At 68.8% G+C, this 17895-nt stretch carries 18 protein-coding genes; 8 read left to right on the top strand and 10 right to left on the bottom strand.

From position 1 onward, the window contains the following. Window positions 1–267: 267 nt before the first annotated feature. Genes ACZ6DT_RS17280 through ACZ6DT_RS17240 form a run of 9 tightly spaced genes read right to left on the bottom strand, consistent with a single transcriptional unit; the run spans window position 268 to window position 10165 of the window. Window positions 268–1383: a glycosyltransferase family 4 protein gene (locus ACZ6DT_RS17280; protein WP_465595539.1), complete on the bottom strand. Its 1116-nt coding sequence runs from the start codon at window positions 1381–1383 to the stop codon at window positions 268–270. Further along, window positions 1380–2489 (bottom strand): glycosyltransferase, encoded by a 1110-nt coding sequence (locus tag ACZ6DT_RS17275; protein WP_465595536.1) that lies wholly within the window; start codon window positions 2487–2489, stop codon window positions 1380–1382. The genes ACZ6DT_RS17280 and ACZ6DT_RS17275 overlap by 4 nt, the downstream gene beginning before the upstream one ends. Then, complete coding sequence (locus ACZ6DT_RS17270; RefSeq protein ID WP_465595533.1) at window positions 2486–3922, bottom strand: oligosaccharide flippase family protein; 1437 nt, start codon at window positions 3920–3922, stop codon at window positions 2486–2488. The genes ACZ6DT_RS17275 and ACZ6DT_RS17270 overlap by 4 nt, the downstream gene beginning before the upstream one ends. Then, window positions 3919–5187, bottom strand: a complete 1269-nt coding sequence (locus ACZ6DT_RS17265) for a glycosyltransferase 87 family protein (RefSeq protein WP_465595530.1) — start codon at window positions 5185–5187, stop codon at window positions 3919–3921. The genes ACZ6DT_RS17270 and ACZ6DT_RS17265 overlap by 4 nt, the downstream gene beginning before the upstream one ends. Next, window positions 5184–6071, bottom strand: a complete 888-nt coding sequence (locus ACZ6DT_RS17260; RefSeq protein ID WP_465595527.1) for a YveK family protein — start codon at window positions 6069–6071, stop codon at window positions 5184–5186. The genes ACZ6DT_RS17265 and ACZ6DT_RS17260 overlap by 4 nt, the downstream gene beginning before the upstream one ends. After that, window positions 6068–7138: a glycosyltransferase gene (locus ACZ6DT_RS17255; protein ID WP_465595524.1), complete on the bottom strand. Its 1071-nt coding sequence runs from the start codon at window positions 7136–7138 to the stop codon at window positions 6068–6070. Before ACZ6DT_RS17255 ends, ACZ6DT_RS17260 begins: the two co-directional genes overlap by 4 nt. Then, the gene (locus tag ACZ6DT_RS17250) at window positions 7120–8349 is read right to left on the bottom strand and encodes an O-antigen ligase family protein (protein WP_465595521.1); all 1230 of its coding nucleotides are present in this window, start codon (window positions 8347–8349) and stop codon (window positions 7120–7122) included. Before ACZ6DT_RS17250 ends, ACZ6DT_RS17255 begins: the two co-directional genes overlap by 19 nt. Beyond that, entirely contained in the window at window positions 8346–9326 is a 981-nt protein-coding gene (locus ACZ6DT_RS17245; RefSeq protein ID WP_465595518.1) for a polysaccharide deacetylase family protein, read from the bottom strand. The genes ACZ6DT_RS17250 and ACZ6DT_RS17245 overlap by 4 nt, the downstream gene beginning before the upstream one ends. Continuing rightward, complete coding sequence (locus ACZ6DT_RS17240) at window positions 9323–10165, bottom strand: DMT family protein (protein ID WP_465595515.1); 843 nt, start codon at window positions 10163–10165, stop codon at window positions 9323–9325. Before ACZ6DT_RS17240 ends, ACZ6DT_RS17245 begins: the two co-directional genes overlap by 4 nt. Before the next feature lie 468 nt (window positions 10166–10633). Between ACZ6DT_RS17240 and ACZ6DT_RS17235 the strand changes: the two genes are divergently transcribed. The 6 genes from ACZ6DT_RS17235 (at window position 10634) to ACZ6DT_RS17210 (ending at window position 15028) form a co-directional block, all read left to right on the top strand. Further along, window positions 10634–10993, top strand: coding sequence for a hypothetical protein (locus tag ACZ6DT_RS17235; protein ID WP_465595512.1), 360 nt, complete (start codon window positions 10634–10636; stop codon window positions 10991–10993). A 226-nt stretch (window positions 10994–11219) separates the two neighbouring features. Further along, window positions 11220–11345, top strand: a complete 126-nt coding sequence (locus tag ACZ6DT_RS17230) for a hypothetical protein (protein WP_465595510.1) — start codon at window positions 11220–11222, stop codon at window positions 11343–11345. A 778-nt stretch (window positions 11346–12123) separates the two neighbouring features. Then, window positions 12124–13032: a radical SAM protein gene (locus tag ACZ6DT_RS17225; RefSeq protein ID WP_465595507.1), complete on the top strand. Its 909-nt coding sequence runs from the start codon at window positions 12124–12126 to the stop codon at window positions 13030–13032. A 30-nt stretch (window positions 13033–13062) separates the two neighbouring features. Continuing rightward, window positions 13063–13206, top strand: a complete 144-nt coding sequence (locus ACZ6DT_RS17220; protein WP_465595504.1) for a hypothetical protein — start codon at window positions 13063–13065, stop codon at window positions 13204–13206. A gap of 83 nt (window positions 13207–13289) precedes the next feature. Further along, window positions 13290–14186 (top strand): GNAT family N-acetyltransferase, encoded by an 897-nt coding sequence (locus tag ACZ6DT_RS17215; RefSeq protein ID WP_465595502.1) that lies wholly within the window; start codon window positions 13290–13292, stop codon window positions 14184–14186. Continuing rightward, window positions 14183–15028 carry a phosphotransferase gene (locus ACZ6DT_RS17210; protein WP_465595499.1) on the top strand — a complete coding sequence of 282 codons (846 nt, stop codon included), beginning with the start codon at window positions 14183–14185 and terminating at the stop codon, window positions 15026–15028. Before ACZ6DT_RS17215 ends, ACZ6DT_RS17210 begins: the two co-directional genes overlap by 4 nt. 222 nt (window positions 15029–15250) lie before the next feature. Here ACZ6DT_RS17210 and ACZ6DT_RS17205 read toward each other — a convergent pair whose 3' ends face one another. Next, on the bottom strand, window positions 15251–16036 hold the full coding sequence (locus ACZ6DT_RS17205; protein WP_465595496.1) for a tyrosine-protein phosphatase: 786 nt from the start codon (window positions 16034–16036) through the stop codon (window positions 15251–15253). A gap of 184 nt (window positions 16037–16220) precedes the next feature. On the opposite strand from ACZ6DT_RS17205, the gene ACZ6DT_RS17200 reads away from it, so the two are divergent. Together ACZ6DT_RS17200 and ACZ6DT_RS17195 are read left to right on the top strand one after the other, a co-directional pair. Next, on the top strand, window positions 16221–17012 hold the full coding sequence (locus ACZ6DT_RS17200; RefSeq protein ID WP_465595493.1) for an ArsR/SmtB family transcription factor: 792 nt from the start codon (window positions 16221–16223) through the stop codon (window positions 17010–17012). A 32-nt stretch (window positions 17013–17044) separates the two neighbouring features. After that, window positions 17045–17824, top strand: coding sequence for a DUF3800 domain-containing protein (locus tag ACZ6DT_RS17195; protein ID WP_465595490.1), 780 nt, complete (start codon window positions 17045–17047; stop codon window positions 17822–17824). Window positions 17825–17895: the final 71 nt, after the last annotated feature.

Below are 17895 nucleotides of genomic sequence, written 5' to 3'. Positions count from 1 at the left end.
GCTCAGGCTGGCCCGCGGGGTGGTGACCTGAGTGACGTGACCCCGCACTCACGTGATCAAAGACGGATCTCGTGTGCTTGGAGACGGATCTCGCGTGATCAGACGCCGTACACGTGCGTCCGGGCACGCGAGTCACGTGTCTGATCACGCGAGTCACGTCTTCACGCACTGCGGGCAGTGTGGATCCGGTCCAGGCGGGGCGCGGGCGCACCGACCCGGTGGTCAAGGGGGCCGTCACGGCACAGGGTCGGTCGCGCCACTTTTGCCTTACCCCTCAGCTGTACCCCGGGCGGCGAGAAGCGCTGTGTACAGGTCGAGGTGTCGCCGCGCGCAGACGTCCGGTGCGTAACGCCGCCGGGCTCGCGCGGCGAGCAGGACGCCTGTCCGGGCAGGATCCGGGTCGGCGAACAGCGCGCGCAGGCGTTCGGCGAGGGCGGGAACATCACCCGGCGGCACCAGGGGAGCCGAACCGAGCATGTCGGCCACTCCGCCGGTATCGGTGGCGACGACGGGTTTTCCCGCCGCCATGGCCTCGGCCACGACCAAGGGTTGCTGTTCCATGGCGGACGGCAGCACCAGCGCGTCCGCCTTCGCCAGCAGAGCGGGGACATCCGGCCGGAAACCCAGGAAATCGACGCGCCCGCACAAGGGCGGCGTCCGCGCGGCTTGTTCGGCGTCGGCCCGTTGCGGGCCGTCACCCACAACGGTCAGCCCGGCGCCGGGCGGGAAGACTCCCGGTACCGACAGTGCCGCGAGCAGGTCCAGGATCCCCTTGCGCTCCACCAGAAGGCCCACGAAGATCAGGTGCCGGACGGGTCCGGCCGGAGGGCTCGGTTCGGCGGGCTCGACGCAGTTGTCGATTTGGCTCAGCCGACTTGACGGCACCCGCAGCCGAGCTTGGAGGAACCGGCCCATCGCCCCGGCGGGCACGACGGTGTGGTCGAGGATGCGGGCCACCGCCGCGTCGCCGGTCAGGACGGCCCGCGTATAGGCGGACGGTCCCACGGCGCCTTGTCCGGCACGGAACCACCGCTCGGTCACGTCGTCCGGCACGCCGTGATAGGTCTGGACCAGAAGCGGCCGTGCCGCGCGGGCGAAGCGCATCCCCGCCAGCACGAGCCCCGCACGGCGATCCTGTGCGTGCACCACGTCCGGCCGCCAGGCCCGGATCGCCGCCCGCGCTCGGCCGGCGGCCGCGAGGTTTTGCTTATCCGCCACCAGAAGCCGCTCGTGGTTGCCCTCGAGCAGGTCGGCATCCCTGGCGGGGACAGGTCCGAAGACACGGACGCCGACCCCTTCGCGGAGCAGGGCCGCGGCGAGCCGGACGGTGACGTCGACCGGACCGCCCCGGTCCTGGGTCAGCAGATAGGCGACGCGTTTCACCGGATGCGCTCCTCCATGACGAGTTTCTCGACGAGAACGGCGATCTGGTCGGTCATCCGCCTCCGGTCGAAGGACAGCTCCACGCGCCGTCGTCCGCGATCGCCTTCGAGCCCGGCCAGTTCCGGTCCGGCGAGACGGGCGGCCACCGCGACGGCGAGTGTGTCCAGGTCACCCGGCGGCACCACGGTGCCCGCGTCGGCGATGCTTTGGCACATTCCGCCGACGTCGAAGGCGACCACCGGCCGGGCGCACGCCATGGCCTCCAACGGGACGAGGGCCATTCCCTCGGCGCGCGAGGGGAGTACCACGACGTCCGCGGCCGTGTAGAACACCGCGGGGTCGTCGGTGTGCCCCGGCCATCGCACCGATCCGTGCGCCGCCATCGGATGCCGGTCACGCCAGACGGCGCCCATCGGCCCGTCGCCGGCGAGCACGAGTTGCGCGCCGGGCACCCGCCGCAGCACCTCCGGCCAGGCCGACAGCAGCTGGTCCTGGCCTTTCAGCTCGGCCAGCCTGCCGAGGCAGACGGCGATCGGCGCTCGTTCGGGCAACCCCAGCCTTCGCCGTGCCGTGGCCCGGTCGCGAGGAGCGAACCTCGTCGTGTCGACACCGTTGCAGACGACTTCCGCGTCCGCGCTGACCTCCGCCTGCCGGCCGACGGCGAGTTCGTCGTCGCTCACGCACACGACGAGGTCGGTCCACCGGGAGGCGAACCGTTCCCAGGTGGCGGACGCACGACGCAGCGGTCCGCGTACGGTCTCGAAGGACCACAGGTGCGGTTGGAACACCGTCGGCCGCTTTCCGCGCAGCGCCAGCCGTCCCGCCAGCCCGGCCTTCGAGCTGTGCAGGTGCACGACGTCCGGTCGCAGTTCGGCGAGAACGCGGTGCAGTCTCACGGTTTCGGCGATCACCCGCGGACCGGGGGAGCGGGTCGCCGTCCAGCCGCGCACTTCGATCCCGTGCCGTCGTAAGCGTTCGGCGAGCCAGCCCGATGGCGGGCACACCACGGTCACCGACCAGCCTCGATCCCGTTGGGCCACCGCGAGTTCGAGGACGACCGCGGCCACGCCGGCGGTCACCGGCTGGGAGACGTGCACGATGTTCATGGCGTTCTTCCCCGGTCCGGCGATCGCAATTCGCCGCGGTGAAGGACCAGCGCCGTCGCGGCGTAACCGGCGACGAGGACCACGCCCTCGCCGAGGGTTCCCGGCAGCGAGTCCGCGGGCCCGAACAAGCCCGCGTGGTCGAGCAGAACGGCGGGGAGGGCGCCGATCACGCAAGCACCCAGCAGGCGGATCACGATCCCGGCCAGTCCGGGCACCGGGGGCGCGACGCCGAGCCCGGTGAGGACGCGCCAGGCGATCGGGAGCATGAGCCAGGCCGAGGCGAACTGAACCGCCGCCACCGCGCCGATCCCGAGGTCCGCCAGCAACGCCAGCCCGGCCACGAGCATCGCCAGATGGGTGCACTCCAGCGCCAGATACCGCTTGGCGTGCCCGGTCGCCTTCACCGCCTGGTACCAGATCTGCAGCAAGCAGATGCCCAGGCCGTAACCGGACAGCAGGATCAGGGGACCCGCCGCGTCCGCCCATCGCGCGCCCAGCACCACGACACGGTCGGCGAGTACGGTCAGCGCGAGGTACAGGCCGCCGGCGATCACGAGCACGGCGCGGGTGAACCGGGTGACCATCTCCCGCAGCGCGCCTTCTTCTCCGCAAAGCCGCGTGAACACCGGAAAGGCCACCGCGCCCAGTACGACCGCCACCATGATGTAGGGCACCCAGGCCAGCCGGTAGGCCAGCGAGTAGACACCGACCGCGTCCGGCCCGAGCAGATGGCCGACCACGAGGTAGTCGAGGTTGACGAGCACCGCCGCCACGACGGCCGCGGGCCCCACGGCCGAGGCCCAGCGCAAGGCTTCCGCCGCCGCCGAGGGGTCCCAGCACGGCCGCACCCCGCCGCCCACCAGCCCACCGAGCAGTGGCTGGGCGACCGACGTGCACACCAGGCCGATCACGACGGACGCCGGTCCGGCACCGTCGAGGGCGAGCACGACCGTCACGACGGCACCCAGGACAGCGCTCCCCCCGTCGGGCAAGAGCCGTCGCCGGAAGTCCAGTTTCCGATGCAGCAACCCCATCTGGACCCCGCCCGCGGCCGAGAACGGGAGGCCGATCGCGGCCAGGCGGACCAAGCCGGCGGCGTCCGGGGCACCGAGCACCGCGGTGACCGGACCCGCCGCGGCGGCGAGCACGATAGCCAGGACCAGGCCGGCGCCCACGCTCATCGTCAGCACGGTCCCCGCCATCCGGCGCGGATCGCGTTCGGTGCGGCTGATCACGTCGTAGACGCCGATCGACTGCACCACCTGGCCTAGGTTGACCATCGACACCGCCAACGCGACGATCCCGAGTTCCCCCTCGGTCAGCAGCGCCGCCAGTATCAGCGTGATCAGCATCTGGCTGCCCTTGCTGACCAGGTTGACCGCGCCGAGCCACAGCGAGCCCCGGACCGCCCTCGTCCCGAGTCCGCCGGTCATCCGCCGCTCCCGGCCGCGACCGGCGAGGCTGATCGGGCCCCGGTCAGCCGGACGGCGCCCCAGACCAGCGCGCACCACGCGAAGACCACGGCGACCCCGTCGACCGTGACGGCCACCCGCGTGCCGAACAGGGAGACCACCGCCGAGTCCACCGTGTACAGATGGGCGAACGGTATCGCCGCCGCCGGCACGGCGAGTCCGGCCGCGCCCCATCCCGGCTCGGCTCGATGACGCCACCAGAGCACCGCCACCGCGGCCATCGCGGGCACGGCGATCAGCACGTCACCGGGCTGGTGCACCACGCAGACCACCACGGCGAGACAGGTGAGCAGGTCGGCGACCGGGGAGGCCGACACCTGGTCGAGCCGCCGCACGAGCAGCACGCTCGTGACGAGCACCCCCGCCAAGACGAGCGGCTCGATGCCGGACGGAGCCTGGCCGGTGACCCGGAACACCACCGCCCCGACATCGATCCGTTGCGCGGTAAGGGAATCGACCGCACCGTAAGCGGTACCACGGGCGTGAGCGATGTTCGCGGCGACGACGTCGAGGAAGGCGCCGACCCCGCCGCTGCGGATCACCAGCAGCACCACGACCGGGAGGCTCGCGGCCGCCGCGACGGCGGTCCCGGCCAGTGCCACCCGCCGCGATCCCCTCGCGAAGAGCAAGATCGCCAGCGGAAGACCGTACTGCGGCTTGAGCCAGGCGAGCGCGAGCGCCGCCGCCGCCCAGCCCGGCCGGTCCCGCCGGGCGAGCAACGCCCCCGCCGCGCCGACGGCGATCAGCGGGTTCACCTGGCCGACGTAGAGCTGTGCCTTCCCGACCTGGCTGGTCACCAGCAGCGCCGCGAGCACCACGGTGGTGACCGCGAACGGGACGGGGACGAGCCGCCGGATCGCGACCGTGGCCAGCGCCGCGAGCGCCACCAGCAGCAGCAAGGAGAACACCGTGAAGGCCACCGCGCCCACCCGGTACCCGGGCAGCGCGAACGGCAGCTGCGCCAAGAGGTGGTAGGGCTGGTAGAGGTTGAAGTCCTGCCGCACCGGCCAGTGCGCGAACATCGCGGCGGGATCGTAGGGATTACCGCCCGCGAGGAACTCGCGGATCGGGAAGTACAGCGCGTCGCGGAAATCCTGCAGCCGCTCCTCGGCCGGGTCCGCCTGTCCCGGCAGCGGCACTCGCCACGACGGCGTGAGCGCGTGCCACGCACTCACCGAGCCGACGATCGTCGCGACCACCAGGACGACGCGCTCTCTCGTGCTCACGCCAGCACCACCGCGATGAGCACGGCCTCGGCGGGCAGGACACCGGCCGCCGCGGTCAGCTCGTCCTGACTTCGCCGTCCGGCCACGGCCACCACTGAAGAGCCGCTTTGGTTCTGGTCCGCCGAAAGCGCGGCCGCCAGCTTCTCGGCCTTCTCGCTGTATTCGGGGGAGACCGGGACCACGCGTACCGGCCGCCCCGTCGCGAGGCCGAGAACGGCCAGCCGGTCGGTGATCCCCGGGTCGTCACCGCGCAGTACCGCCACCGGCCGCTGGATCCCCGCCGCGAGCAGCGCCCGGCGCACGGACCTCGTCCCACCCCCGGGTTCCGACGGCATCGACCGGCGGATCGCCGCCGCGGCGAGCCCGGCGGCCACGGCCGCGACCAGGGCGAGCCCGGTCACCAGCGAAGTGTCCGGCGTGACCACGGCGACGTCGGCCTTGGCGTCCAATGGCCGCAGCCTGCCGACCGGGGCCAGCAGATTCGCGTCGGCCAGTGCCTTGCCCAGTGCCGTCGCCGTCGCCTCCGCCTGCTCCGACGACGCCGCCCGCACCGACAGGCGCGCCACCCCGGACGCCGGCACCAGTTCCACCGAAATCCGGCGACCGAGTTCTTCCGGTGAGTAACCGGAAACCGGTGCCGCGGCCTGAAGCACCGAAGGACTGCGGGCGAGTTCGACCAAGGCGGGCAAAGTCAGGGAGACGACTTCGCCGTACTGCGCGACCGAGCCCTCCGCCTGTCCGATGGGCTCGGCCAGCAGGCTCACGCGCCCTTGGTACTGCTCGTCGCGGGACAAGCCCACCACCAAGACCAGCGAGCCGATCAGCAGTCCCACGGCGGCGCCGAGGACCGCGAAGCGCGGAATTCGCGTCAGGAGTTCTTTCACCGCTTTCCTTCCAGCGTCGTGCGGAGCAGTTCGTCGTAGGCCTTCATCACCGTGTGCGGGTCGTACTCCCGCTGGATCGTCCGCAGGCCTTGGGCGGCCAAGGAGTCCCGTGCGGACTTGTCGCGCAGCAACGGGCCCAAGGCCTCCGCCACGGCCAGCGGGTCGCCGGGCGGCACCACCACCCCGGCGCCGCCGGACAGCACCTCACCGACACCGCCGACATCGGTCGCGACGACCGGCCGCCCGGCCGCCATCGCTTCGAGTACGGCCAGCGGCAGGCCCTCCCAATCGCTGGTCAGCACCGTCACGTCGGCCGCCGCGAGCAGATCGGGCACGTCTTCGCGAGTACCGAGGAACCGGATCCGGCCGTTCGCCTCCCCGAGACGGGACTCGAGGTCGGCACGCAGGCTCCCGTCACCCGCCAACCACAGCACCGCGTCGCCTCCGAGCAGCGCCCACGCGTCCAGCAGCACGTCGTGGCGTTTCTGCGGCTCCAACCGGGCGAGGCAGAGCGCGACCGGCGTCCCGGCCGCGACGCCGAGCGACGCCCGCACCGCCGCCCGGCCGAAGACCGGAGGCCGCGCGAACACGGCGTTGCGGATCACGACCGGGCGGGTCAGGCCCGCTTCGGCCAGCCGGTCGGCCGTGGCGGGGGAAACGGCGACCACCCGGTCGGACGTGCGCCGGAGGATCCGTGCGGCCCTCGTCAGCTCATCGTCGGCGACGCCGTGGAAGACGGTCACCAACGGCCGCCGCCGCCCGGCAACGAGCGCGAGCCGGGCGACCAGGCTCGCGCCGACGTTGTGGGCCACCACGACCTCCGGCCGGAACCGGGCGATCGCCCGGCGGACCGCCCACGCCGCCCGCAGCACGCCTGTCCCGCTGCGAAGGGCGAGCGGGACCGGGAAGGTCGCCACCCCGTCCGCGGCCAGCGCGTCGGCGCGGAATCCACCGCCACTGGCGACCGCGGACACCCAGCCGTACTCCTCGCCGCGGGCCGCCATGCCCGCCACGAGGGTTTCGGCGCCGCCGGCGCCCATCTCACTGATCACGTGCAGGACACGCATGGGAACCCGCCTTTCTCTCGGCGAACCCGGTCTCCGGCCGCCACGGCGAACGCGGTCAGCGACCACAACGGGAGGTAGTACTGCTCGGAGAGGAACGTCGAAGTGACCAGTACGGCCAGCAACGACGCCTGGATCACGATCGCCTCGGTCCTGGCGGCGGGGTCGCCCGTCCGGACGACCCGTTCGCTCGCCGTCGCCGCGAGCACGATCATCGCGATGAACAGGGCGAATCCCGGCAGGCCCAGTTCCGCGGACACCTCGAGGTACATGTTGTGCGCCACCGGGGTCTGCTCGTCGAGTTCCGCGTTGTGCGATTCGGCGGCGTACTCTTCGCGAAATCCACCAGGACCGGCGCCCAGGACCGGATGTTCGGCCACCATCCGGGCCGCCGCTTGCCAGCGCAGCTCCCTGGTGTCCACATTGGAGGCCGCGATGTAGGTCTTCTCCTGGAACGCCCGTTCGATCCGCGGCCCGGCGAGCAGCATCGCCGCCGCGCAGAGCACCCCGGCCGCGGCGGCCGCGGCGGCGAGTACCCGCCAGGACAGGACGCGGCGCAGGGTCAGCCAGCCGACGGCGGCGGCCAGCCCCAAGGCGCCACCGCGGGAGAAGGTCGCCGTCGCGCCGGCCACCAGCACGATGCAAGCGAGGGTCACGACGGTCGACCGCCGAGGTGAACCCCGACGTGCGACGAAGAGCAGCGGAACCGCGGCGACCAGGAAATACGCGAGGTCGTTCGGATCCTCTTGCGGACCGGCGGCGCGTGTTTGCCCGTCGGCGACGAGGCTGTACAGCCCGCCGAGCGCGGCCGCGGTCGCTCCCGTGGCCATGGCCAGCAGCAACCCGCGGATCGGTGCCTCACGACCGGCGACGTCCGCCAGCACCGCGGTGAGCACCAGGAACGGCAGCCAGCGCAAGGTGTACTCCGCGGTGAAGGTGCCCGATGAATGGGCCGCCGCGGTGATCGCCACCACCGTCGCGAGCAGCGCCAGTACCGCGTGCAGCGGCGTCGGCCGGGGCAACCGTCGCTGATGGACACGGGTCACCAGCCACGTGGTGACGAGCAGCGCGGGCACGACCTTGCCGAGATGCGGGTGCGCGGCTGCCAGATAGCCCTCGATCGGCGCCAAGGCGACCGTGGCGTACGCGAGAGCGCGCAACATCGCCGCCCGTGCGTCGTGTTCGACCGGGGTGACGACCGTGAAGGCGGTCATCTCCCGGCGTCCAGGCAGGTCACCGAGCGCTCCCGCCGCGGGTTGGTCCGGTGTACGTATTCACCGGTGCCGACGACGTCGAAATGCTCGCGCAAGGCGCGCAGCACCCACCCCAGCCAAGCCACCTTGCGTCCGCTGGGCGCGGCCATCCCGGGGAAGAACTCCATACCGGGTGCTTCCGCGGCGCCGAGGACGTCGGTGGGATGCAGCAGGAGGGACGGCGCGACCCCCCTGGCGAGACAAAGCCGTAATGCCGTCTTGAAATAACCCCTGGCCAACCGGGGCGAGATCTCGTGCAGTTGCAGCAGGTACGAACCGTGGATCGGCGTGCGCACCAACGGCATCGTCGTCACCGGAAGCTCCACGAGACCGGTGCCGAAGCTCGTTCGCCAGCGATACGCGTGCACCGGCGCCAGCACCCGAGAAAACCCGCCGAACAGTTCGTCACGACCGTCGCCGTCGTCACCGCCGTCGCGCGGAGGTGCCGTGCGATTGTGATAGGCCCTGGCCAACGGGCCGATCCAGGTCGGAAGTGTGCTGGCGTCGTAGGCGTATCCGCGTCCGGCCAGTACTTCGACGAGGTCTCGGCTGAGGCTGAAACCCGGCCCGCGGAAGCCGAGGGGGAGCGGGGCACCGGCCTCGACGATCGCGTCATCGGTACGTCGCAGTTCGTCTTCGAGACGGGCACGGGTATAGCGGTGAAGCCAAGGCTCGTGGCCGAACGAGTGGTTGCCGACTTCGTGACCGGCCGCGGTGATCTCGTTGACCGCCTTGGCGCCGTCTTCGCGGACGACGTCGGCACCGACCACGAACACCGTCGTCGTCAGCCGCTGCTCACCGAGGACTTCGAGCAGCCGCGGCACGGCCGAAGGCAGAAAACTGGGATACCGGCGCCACTCGGGGTCGCCGTGGGTCTTGCGGTAGGCCCACAGATTGTCGAGGTCGATCGACACGCTCGCCAGTGGCCGCGCGGTCATGCCGTCTTCTCCGCGACACCGGCCGAGGTCGACGTGGTGCGGGCCAACGAGCCGAGCACCAGAACGCAGGCGACGACCGCCGTGAGTCCTGAGACCACCCAAGGCCCGGTTCCTTCGGCGACTTGATCACCGAGCACCGTGATACCGGCGATGGAGGACAGCACGATCGTCGTGGCGTCGGCCGTCGCCACTACCGCCGTGGCGAGGCCACGCTGCAGAGCGACCGCCATCGAAGCCTGCCCGAGTACGGCGGCGGCCAGCATCAGCCCGGTCAGCGGATTCGACGGCAGAGAGGTGAGTTCCTCATGGGCCAGCACCCGGCTGATGATCGCCACCACGGCGAACGAAACCCCGGAAAGCAGGGCGGGCAAGAGAAAAGTGTCCGTCCGGCCCAGCTGGGTCATGGTCACTCCGATCGCGACCAGCGCGGCCGTCAGGAGCAGAACGGTGGCCGGTGAGAAATCGTCGGCGACGGAGGGTTTCGACGAGCCGGCGAGGACGACCAGTCCACCCGCCATCAGCGCCAGCATCAGCACCTCACTGAGCCGCACCCGCCAGTTCAAGACCACGACGCCGAAAAGGGTCGCCAGTCCGATCGCCGACGACGAAGCGGTCTGGACCAGGTACAGCGGCAGTGATTCGCGAGCGAAGAACGCGAACGCGAAACCGCCTACCTGTCCGGCGAAGCCCACCAGATAGAGCCGGTCGGCGGCCAGCCGGGCGAGCAATCCCAGACCTGTTCCACGCTCGTGCGCGGCTCGCTGGGCGGCGACGCTCTGAGCGACGATCCCTATCGCGTACAGCACGGCCGACACGACGAGTATCCCGTAAGCGACCACCAACGGCTCCTTCTCGCCACGACACGAACCGGGCCGGCATTCGGCCACTTCGCTGAGATGGCAGGAAGCGTAGAGATGGGGCGGAGTCGCCACGTTCGAAGGACCGCGGCGGGAGTTTTGTCACCCAAAGAAAAGATTTACACCAGTGCTTGTAATTCGGACGGGTAGTGGAACATGCTCTAAACAATTTCTCGATACTGTATGTGACTGATCTCCGTCCGCATACCTCGCAAAAAGTCGCGCAGCCGGGACACCGGGCTCATGAGGTCACCGCCGACAGGATTCGTAAACGATGTCCATTCCGCCTTGCGTCCTCCTTTCGGGGTACAAGAACCTCGGTCAGACGTGGTTTCGAACCACACGATGATGGCATCGAATGGAGATCCGTTCACCGGGTCGGTAGCTTTTGCGCTGCGGCACGCCGGTGCCCTTCCCCTACGTCACCCCATTCCTATCAGAGGAGAATGCATGCTGAAGAAGATTGGTTTCGTCACCGCCGCGATGGCGGCCGGAGCGTTCCTGACCGGTGGAATCGCGTCCGCCGGGACGCCGGACGACGAAGGCCACGGTCACCACGGCCATGACATCAGCGAGCAGGCCGGGTTGGCCAACCTGAACAACATCGACGTGCTGCACAATGTCAACGCCGTACTCGGCGTCTGTGACAACGACATCAACGTGCTGGGTGTCCAGGTGCCGATCCGCGACACGCTCAACGGCATCGGAGTGCCGATCCTCTCGCCGGGTGCCCACGAAGCCAGCGGTGAGACCCCCGACAACTGCGCCGCGGGCGGCGTGCTCGACGGCGGGACGAGCCAGCACAACTGAGTGCCGGTTCCCGTTGGGTGTGCGGGAACCAAGACGCGGGTGGAAGCTTGACGATTCGCGTTCGTCCGATGTGCCCGGTACCCGCCGTTCGACGGCGGCGTGCCGGGCACATCGGCGTTGGGTGGCCGTGGTCCGCCGCTCTGCCGCCGCGCACTGGAGTATTCCGGGCGTGAATCCGGGCGGTGGGTGGTCTTTGGGCAGCTCCGAAGCCCTGCGAGGACTCGCTGTGACCTATGGCGTCCTCGCGCTGGTGCATCTCTATCTGGCCGTCGAAACAAGTGCGACTTGGTCGGCGGTCCTCGCGGTCGCCTATCTCTGCGTGGCCGCCGTCTGTGCGAAATCAGGCCACTGAGCCTCGACAGCGGCGTTGACCGCGATCGCCGCCACCAGTCCGCCGGACAGCGGTGCGGTTCATTACCTCAACGAAGGAAATTGGTGCGAGGTAGACCGCGACTACGCGAATGGCTAGTTGCGGCTCTTTGACACAACTTCCTCCCTTGGCGCTTGTCCGGCCGTGCGCACAAGGTAGTTGCGGGCAACGTGGCAAACAACGACTTGACAGGTAGCCTGAGCCCGTTTTGTCCTATGACACCACTGCCGGAGTGGGTCGGTTGAGGCGACTGTGCGCCGAACGCAAAGTACCCATGCGAACGAGATGTTGTGAAAGCGGCATGCGGGACGAGTCTGGCGAAAGGGCGGCCGATCATACGCGCGTTCGCCGTTCGTGACCGGACGATTCGCTGTCATGGCAAGTACACGATGGTGGTGTGGTGCCGATTGCTGGGGGTGAGAGTCCGAGGTTGGTCTCGTCCGTTGGCCTGAGCTGTTGTGAGCCGTCGGGTGTGTAAACGCCGGGCTCATTGACCAGTGCCCTCGCGTTGCGGCACGGTCGAAGTCCACAGGCCACGCACCGTTGCTCGCCGGCCAGAGGGGCGCTTATGTATGCACTTGTCGCCAGTCCATTCCTGGAGGATTTCCTTCTTGTCCGGCCCGGCCATGTCTCTGGGATCAAGCTTCCGCCGCGCTATTGGCGAGAGCTGAACGGAGACGCCGCGACAGGTTCGTGCCCAGAGTGGCTGGCGGAGGCGGTTCGCCGTCGTTGGCCGGATCTCGACATCTACGGTAGTGCTGTGCCCGGCACGATTCTGGTCCGGAACGAGTCGTCTTATGGCTTTGGGCGGGCGTCCTACGAACTGAATCTCGGCTGCAACTACGACTGCGAACACTGCTATCTGGGATTGAAGAAATTCGAGGGGCTGTCCTGGCAGGATCGGGTCCGGCTGCTGGACATCATGGCCGAGGCCAGGGTGCTGTGGCTGCAGCTCACCGGCGGCGAACCCCTCATCGACAAGCTGTTTCCCGATGTCTATACCCGTGCGTTCGAGCTGGGCATGATGCTGTCGATCTCCTCCAACGGCTCCCGGCTGGCCAACCCCGCCATCCTCGACCTGCTCGCGACTCATCGTCCGTATCGGCTGACGATCAGCGTCTACGGCGCGACCGCCGAGTCCTACGACGGTCTGACGCGGCGCCGCGGATCGTTCGCGAAGTTCTCCCGCGGTATCGCCGCCGCGCACGAGGCAGGGCTGCCACTGAACCTGAACCTGATCGTCACCGAGCACAATGCCCACGAGCTGGACGCGATGAAAGCACTGGCCGAGCGGTACGAGCTGCCGCACCACGTGTTCTCGAACATGTCACCGACGATCTACGGCGGCGCGGAGAGCCTGCCGGCGCAGTCACAGGAGTACCTGCGCAAACGCAAGCCGTTCACCGGTTGCTCCGCCGGGCACACCTTCTTCCACGTCGACCCGCACGGCCACGCCAGCATTTGCAAGGTCGGCCGCGACCCGCAGGTCCCGCTGATGGACGAAGGCGTCGCAGGTCTCACCCGGCTCGGCGGGATCGCCGACAAGTTGCTCTTGCGTCAGGGTGACTGCACCGGATGCGGGCTACAAGGCACCTGCGGAACGTGCATGCCGCTCGTCACACTGTATCGCAAAGCGAAGGCGCCACTGGCTGCCTACTGCCAGCACTGATCCGAGCCCACTGGAGGAGGGTAGAACGTTATGACCGCTGTCGCCGTGGAAATTCACTTCCGCGCAACGGCCGTCGAGGTGCCGATCGAGGAGATCGAACTCGTCGACGACCTGGACGTGCTGGTCGAGTCGTCGAAGTGCAGCTGCAACGCCGGCGACGACAACCCGTACTGACCCATGGCACGTCCCGGTGATCATCGGCGTGTCACACCACCGGTGGTCACCGGGCGTCTCGGCCGTCCGGGTAGCGTGCCGCCATGCGCTTCCGTCCGCAGTGGCTGCGCCGTGTCCTGCACGTCCCGTATGTCCCCACCCTTGGGCCAGTGCACCCGGACATCCTCGAGCCGGAGATCTTCGACGAGGTCATCGCCGCCGCTGCCGCGGGGACGATGCTGTCGTTCGACAAGGAAAGCCGCTGGTCAGCGGCCAAATTTGAAACCGTGCTGACCGACGAGATCGTGCACTGTCCCGACCTCACGATCATACCCACTCTGTCGCACCGGGGGAGAGCCACGATCAAGGTCTACGTCTACAGCCTGGAACGGCCCGATGTCGTGGCGCTGCGGGAGGTGACTCGCCGTTGGTGCGTGACACACGGCGCCCGCGCCGGTCGTCTTGTCTGGTTCCATCCTGACGACGCCGCCGTAATTACGGAAAGTACACAGAGCACTACCCGGATCCTGCTCAAAGCATTTGGCGCATCACTTGCCACCGGCGTCCCGCCCGTATCGGGGGCAGCGGTGCTCGACCTGGACGCCACATCCGCGCAGGTGAGAAACACGTTCTGGGAATTCGCCGAGCAGCTGCCCGGGATGGGTTTCGAATTCCTGCATCGACGCTGGCGTGACGGTCTGGTCGACGGTCCGATCCTCGTCGCCGTGGTGGACGAGCGAATCGTCGGCGCGATCGGGCCCCTGGCGACGATGACCGACCGCCACGGCGCGTCGGCGATGTTGCCGCAGTACTTCGGCGTCTTGGCGGACCGCCGCGGACGCGGACATGGCCGTGCCCTGTGGCGGCACGCCGCCGCCTGGGGTGAACGTCACCGCGCCGACTATCAGCTGTTGCAAACCGCCGCTGATGGCCCGTCGGACCTGCTGTTCCGCTCCGAAGGCCTGATCACCCTCGGCTTCGCCACCACGGTGCCCGCATGAACACCACCTCGACCGCTCGCGCCATGCTGAACGACACCAGAGAACGCACCGCGTGGTTCGACCTGCCCGCCACCGTTCGCGACGCGGTCGAGCACGAAACCGGGACCATCCACGCCGTGGACCCGATCAGCTCCGGGCTGAACTCCGGTCTCACGGCGATCCTGCACACCACGAGCACCTCGGTGTTCATCAAAGGCATGCCCGCTGACCACCGTCGTATCGCCACGCAGCTGCGCGAGGCCACCATCGCCGAACACATCGCCGGCATCGGGCCCGCACTGTGCTGGCAGGTCGAAACCGGTGGATGGAACATCCTCGGCTTCGAACACCTCAGTGGACATCACGCTGACCTACGACCAGGCTCCGCCGACCTCGGCGAGCTGACCACTGTTCTCACCCGGCTCGGACAGGTGCCGGCACCAGGGCTGTCACTGGCACGTATCGAGCAACGTTGGGCGGGCCACGTCGATCAGCGCGAATTGGCTCTGCTGGCCGGCGATCAGCTCTTGCACACCGACCTCAACCCCCACAACATCCTCGTCACCAGCAGCGGGGCCAGGATCGTGGACTGGGCATGGCCCACCCTCGGCGCCGCCTGGGTCGATCCCGCGTGCGCGGCGCTGTGGCTGATCGCCGAAGGTCACTCACCCAGGACGGCGGAAACCTGGGCAGCCACGATCCCCGCCTGGCAGGAAGCACCGGCCGCCGGGATCGACACCTTCGCCGCGGTCAACGTGCACCTCTGGGAACAGATCGCCGACGACGACCCGCAACCGTGGAAGCACAAGCTCTGCCAAGCCGCGCGGAACTGGCACCAGTACCGCGTCGCGGCTCCACGTTAGGTTCGTGGGGCTTCGACGTCCGAGCTGCGTGCACCTTTGGGAACGATGTCGTCCGTGTGGCGGCCACGACGCGACCGAAGAGCATGGCGAACAATGCGGCTCGCGCTTTCGGCGCACTTTCATCGCGATGAAAGTGCGAACTCCCTCCCTTAGCGTCGCGGACCGACCGGCGCTGTCAGGTGTTCGCTGGACTCCCAAGGCTCTCCGGAGCCGTTGCGAGCTTCAGTGCGAGGGGAGACTCAAGAGTCTGTTGCGAACGTTGTGGAGTTCGCTGCTGGTAACGCCGGCGCTGAGCAAGTACTGCTCGACGTCGATGCCGTCGAGGGTCGCGATGACGGTCTCTTCGAGCGTGGTGCCCCGGTCCATGAGGACAGCCTGGATGATCGGTTCTTGGCCGGCGGTTCCCATCGCGGCGAACAGGGCCTTGAGGCCTTCGGTCGACATGGTGTAGTCCGCGGCGATCTCCTCGGGTTCGACGTCGGCCAGTGCGAGCAACAGAAGGGCGATCAGGCCGGTTCGGTCTCGGCCGGCGCCGCAGTGGAACAGAACTCCGCCTGGATCGGTGTCGGCGATCGCCTTGATGACGGCCGCGCAACGCTCGGCCTTCCGCTGGAGGAAGACGGGATAATAGAGCGGGGTGCCGTTGAGTCGCTCACGGTTGACGTGCTGCCAGAACTCGATGTCGTCGATGTCGTCGAGCGGGACTTCGAGCAGATCGACGCCTGTCGGTGTGGTGGGACCTTCTGGGGTGGCAGCGAACTGTGCCGAGCCCGCCCGTGCCGTCAACGGAGTTTCGCGAGGCCGGATCTCGTCCGCGTTGCGGAGGTCGATGACCGTACGGACACCGGACTCGCGCGCTTGGGCCCAACCTGTCTCCGTGACGAAACGAAGGTCCGCTGCCCTGAAGAAGGCTCCATGGCTGGTCGTGCCGCCGGACTTGGTCGGCAGTCCACCGAGGTCCCTGGTGTTGAAGAAGCCTTCCCAGGCCACGCCTCTGCTCGTGCTCATCGTTCGGGTGCTCCCTCCTGAAGTTGTCGGTCAAGCCGGGTCTGCCTGTATCGACGCTCGGCACGCAGGTTGGTTCCTCGTTTGCCCCCGAGTCGTGGTGCGGTTCTGACCGGCCTTGACAGGCAGCCGCGCGGCTGCCTAAAGTTAAAAGGCAGCCGGGCGGCTGCATGTCAGGGAGAGCGGCATGGACGAGGTCTTCAAGGCGCTGGCGGACACCAGCCGGCGCCGGTTGCTCGACGACCTGAACGCGCGCAACGGGCAGACCCTGCGTGAGCTGTGCGCGGGGCTGGACATGGCGCGGCAGTCGGTCAGCAAGCATCTGGCCGTGCTGGAAGCGGCCAACCTGGTGACCACGGTCCGCCGCGGCCGCGAGAAGTTGCATTACGTGAACGCGGAGCCGATCAACGCGATCGCCGAGCGCTGGATCGACCGGTACCACCAGGGCCGGGTCGACGCGCTCGCCGACCTCAAGAAGGCATTGGAGCAGCAACCCATGAGCACCGACGAATTCGTGTACACCAGCTACATCAGGACGACGCCGGAGCGGCTTTGGCAGGCGCTCACCGATCCGGTCTTCACCAAGCAGTACTGGGGTTGTGAGTTCACTTCGGACTGGAAGCCCGGGTCGACCATGGCCTGGGAGCAGCTCGGCGTGCGGCTGGAAGACCCCGAACAGGTCATCCTCGAGTCCGACCCGTACCGGCGCCTGTCCTACACCTGGCACACCTTCACCCCGGAGTTCGCCAAGTCGGTGAGGCTCGACGACGACGTGTCGGCGAAGCTTCAGGCCGAGTCACGGTCGAAGGTCACGTTCGACCTCGAACCCGTCGGCGACACGGTGAAGCTGACCGTCGTGCACGACGGTTTCGACCAGGGCAGCACCGTGCTGGAGATGGTCAAGGGCGGCTGGCCGTCGATCCTGTCGAGCCTCAAGACGCTGCTCGAGACCGGTGAGCCGCTGCCCGAACCCGCGTAACCCGGTCGACGGCGCCGCCGTGATCGGGCACGATGCGCAGCGTGCCCCTGGAGATCGCCTGCGACGAGTCCGGGTCCGAGGGCGAGAAACTGATCGGCGGGCAGACCGACGTCTTCGCGCACGCCGGGGTCCGGTTGAGTCCCGAAGAGGCCGCGGAATGCCTGGCCGAACTGCGGCGCAGGATCCGCTCGCCGGCGGTCGAGTACAAGGCCAACCACCTCCTCCGCACGAAACACCGGCGGGTCCTCGAATGGTTCCTCGGCCCGCGCGGGCCGGTCCACGGGCGGGCGCACGTGTACCTCGTGGACAAGAAACTGCTGCTGGCGAACGAACTCCGCGCACTCGTCGGCCCGGCGGTGCGGCCGGACGACGAACTCCTGGCCGCGTTCAACGACGTGCTGCGGACCAGGAACCGCCGGGATCCGGCGGCGGGGTCGTTCTTCGCGATGGTCGGGGACACCGCGGAATTGCGGGCGAAGGTCGCCGCGGCGCGTGACGCCAAGCTCCTCGATCCGCTGGTGCCCGCGATCCTCCGCGCCGTCGAGTACTGGAGCGAGGGCGGGGAGCAGGTGTTCCTCGTCCACGACGAACAACCGTCGCTCAAGGGCGAACGACTCGCCCGGATCGAGTCGAGCCCGGCTTCGGCCGGGGTGAAGTTCGTGGATTCACGGTCGGATCCGCGGGTGCAGGCCGCCGATTTCCTGGTCGGCGTCGCCCGCCGGATCGCCGAGGACGAATTGACCGGGAACGGTGACGAGGTCTTGAGCGGATTGCTCGCGCCGTATGTCGATTCGGCGTCCATCTGGGACTGATTCACTCCATGGTGCACCGAATCGCCCGGGTGGCCGTTGCCCGGCACCGCCGCGGACTGGAAACGTCGAGA

Source organism: Amycolatopsis sp. NPDC041971 (assembly GCF_055588925.1).
This window is presented reverse-complemented; position numbering and strand designations above follow the sequence as displayed.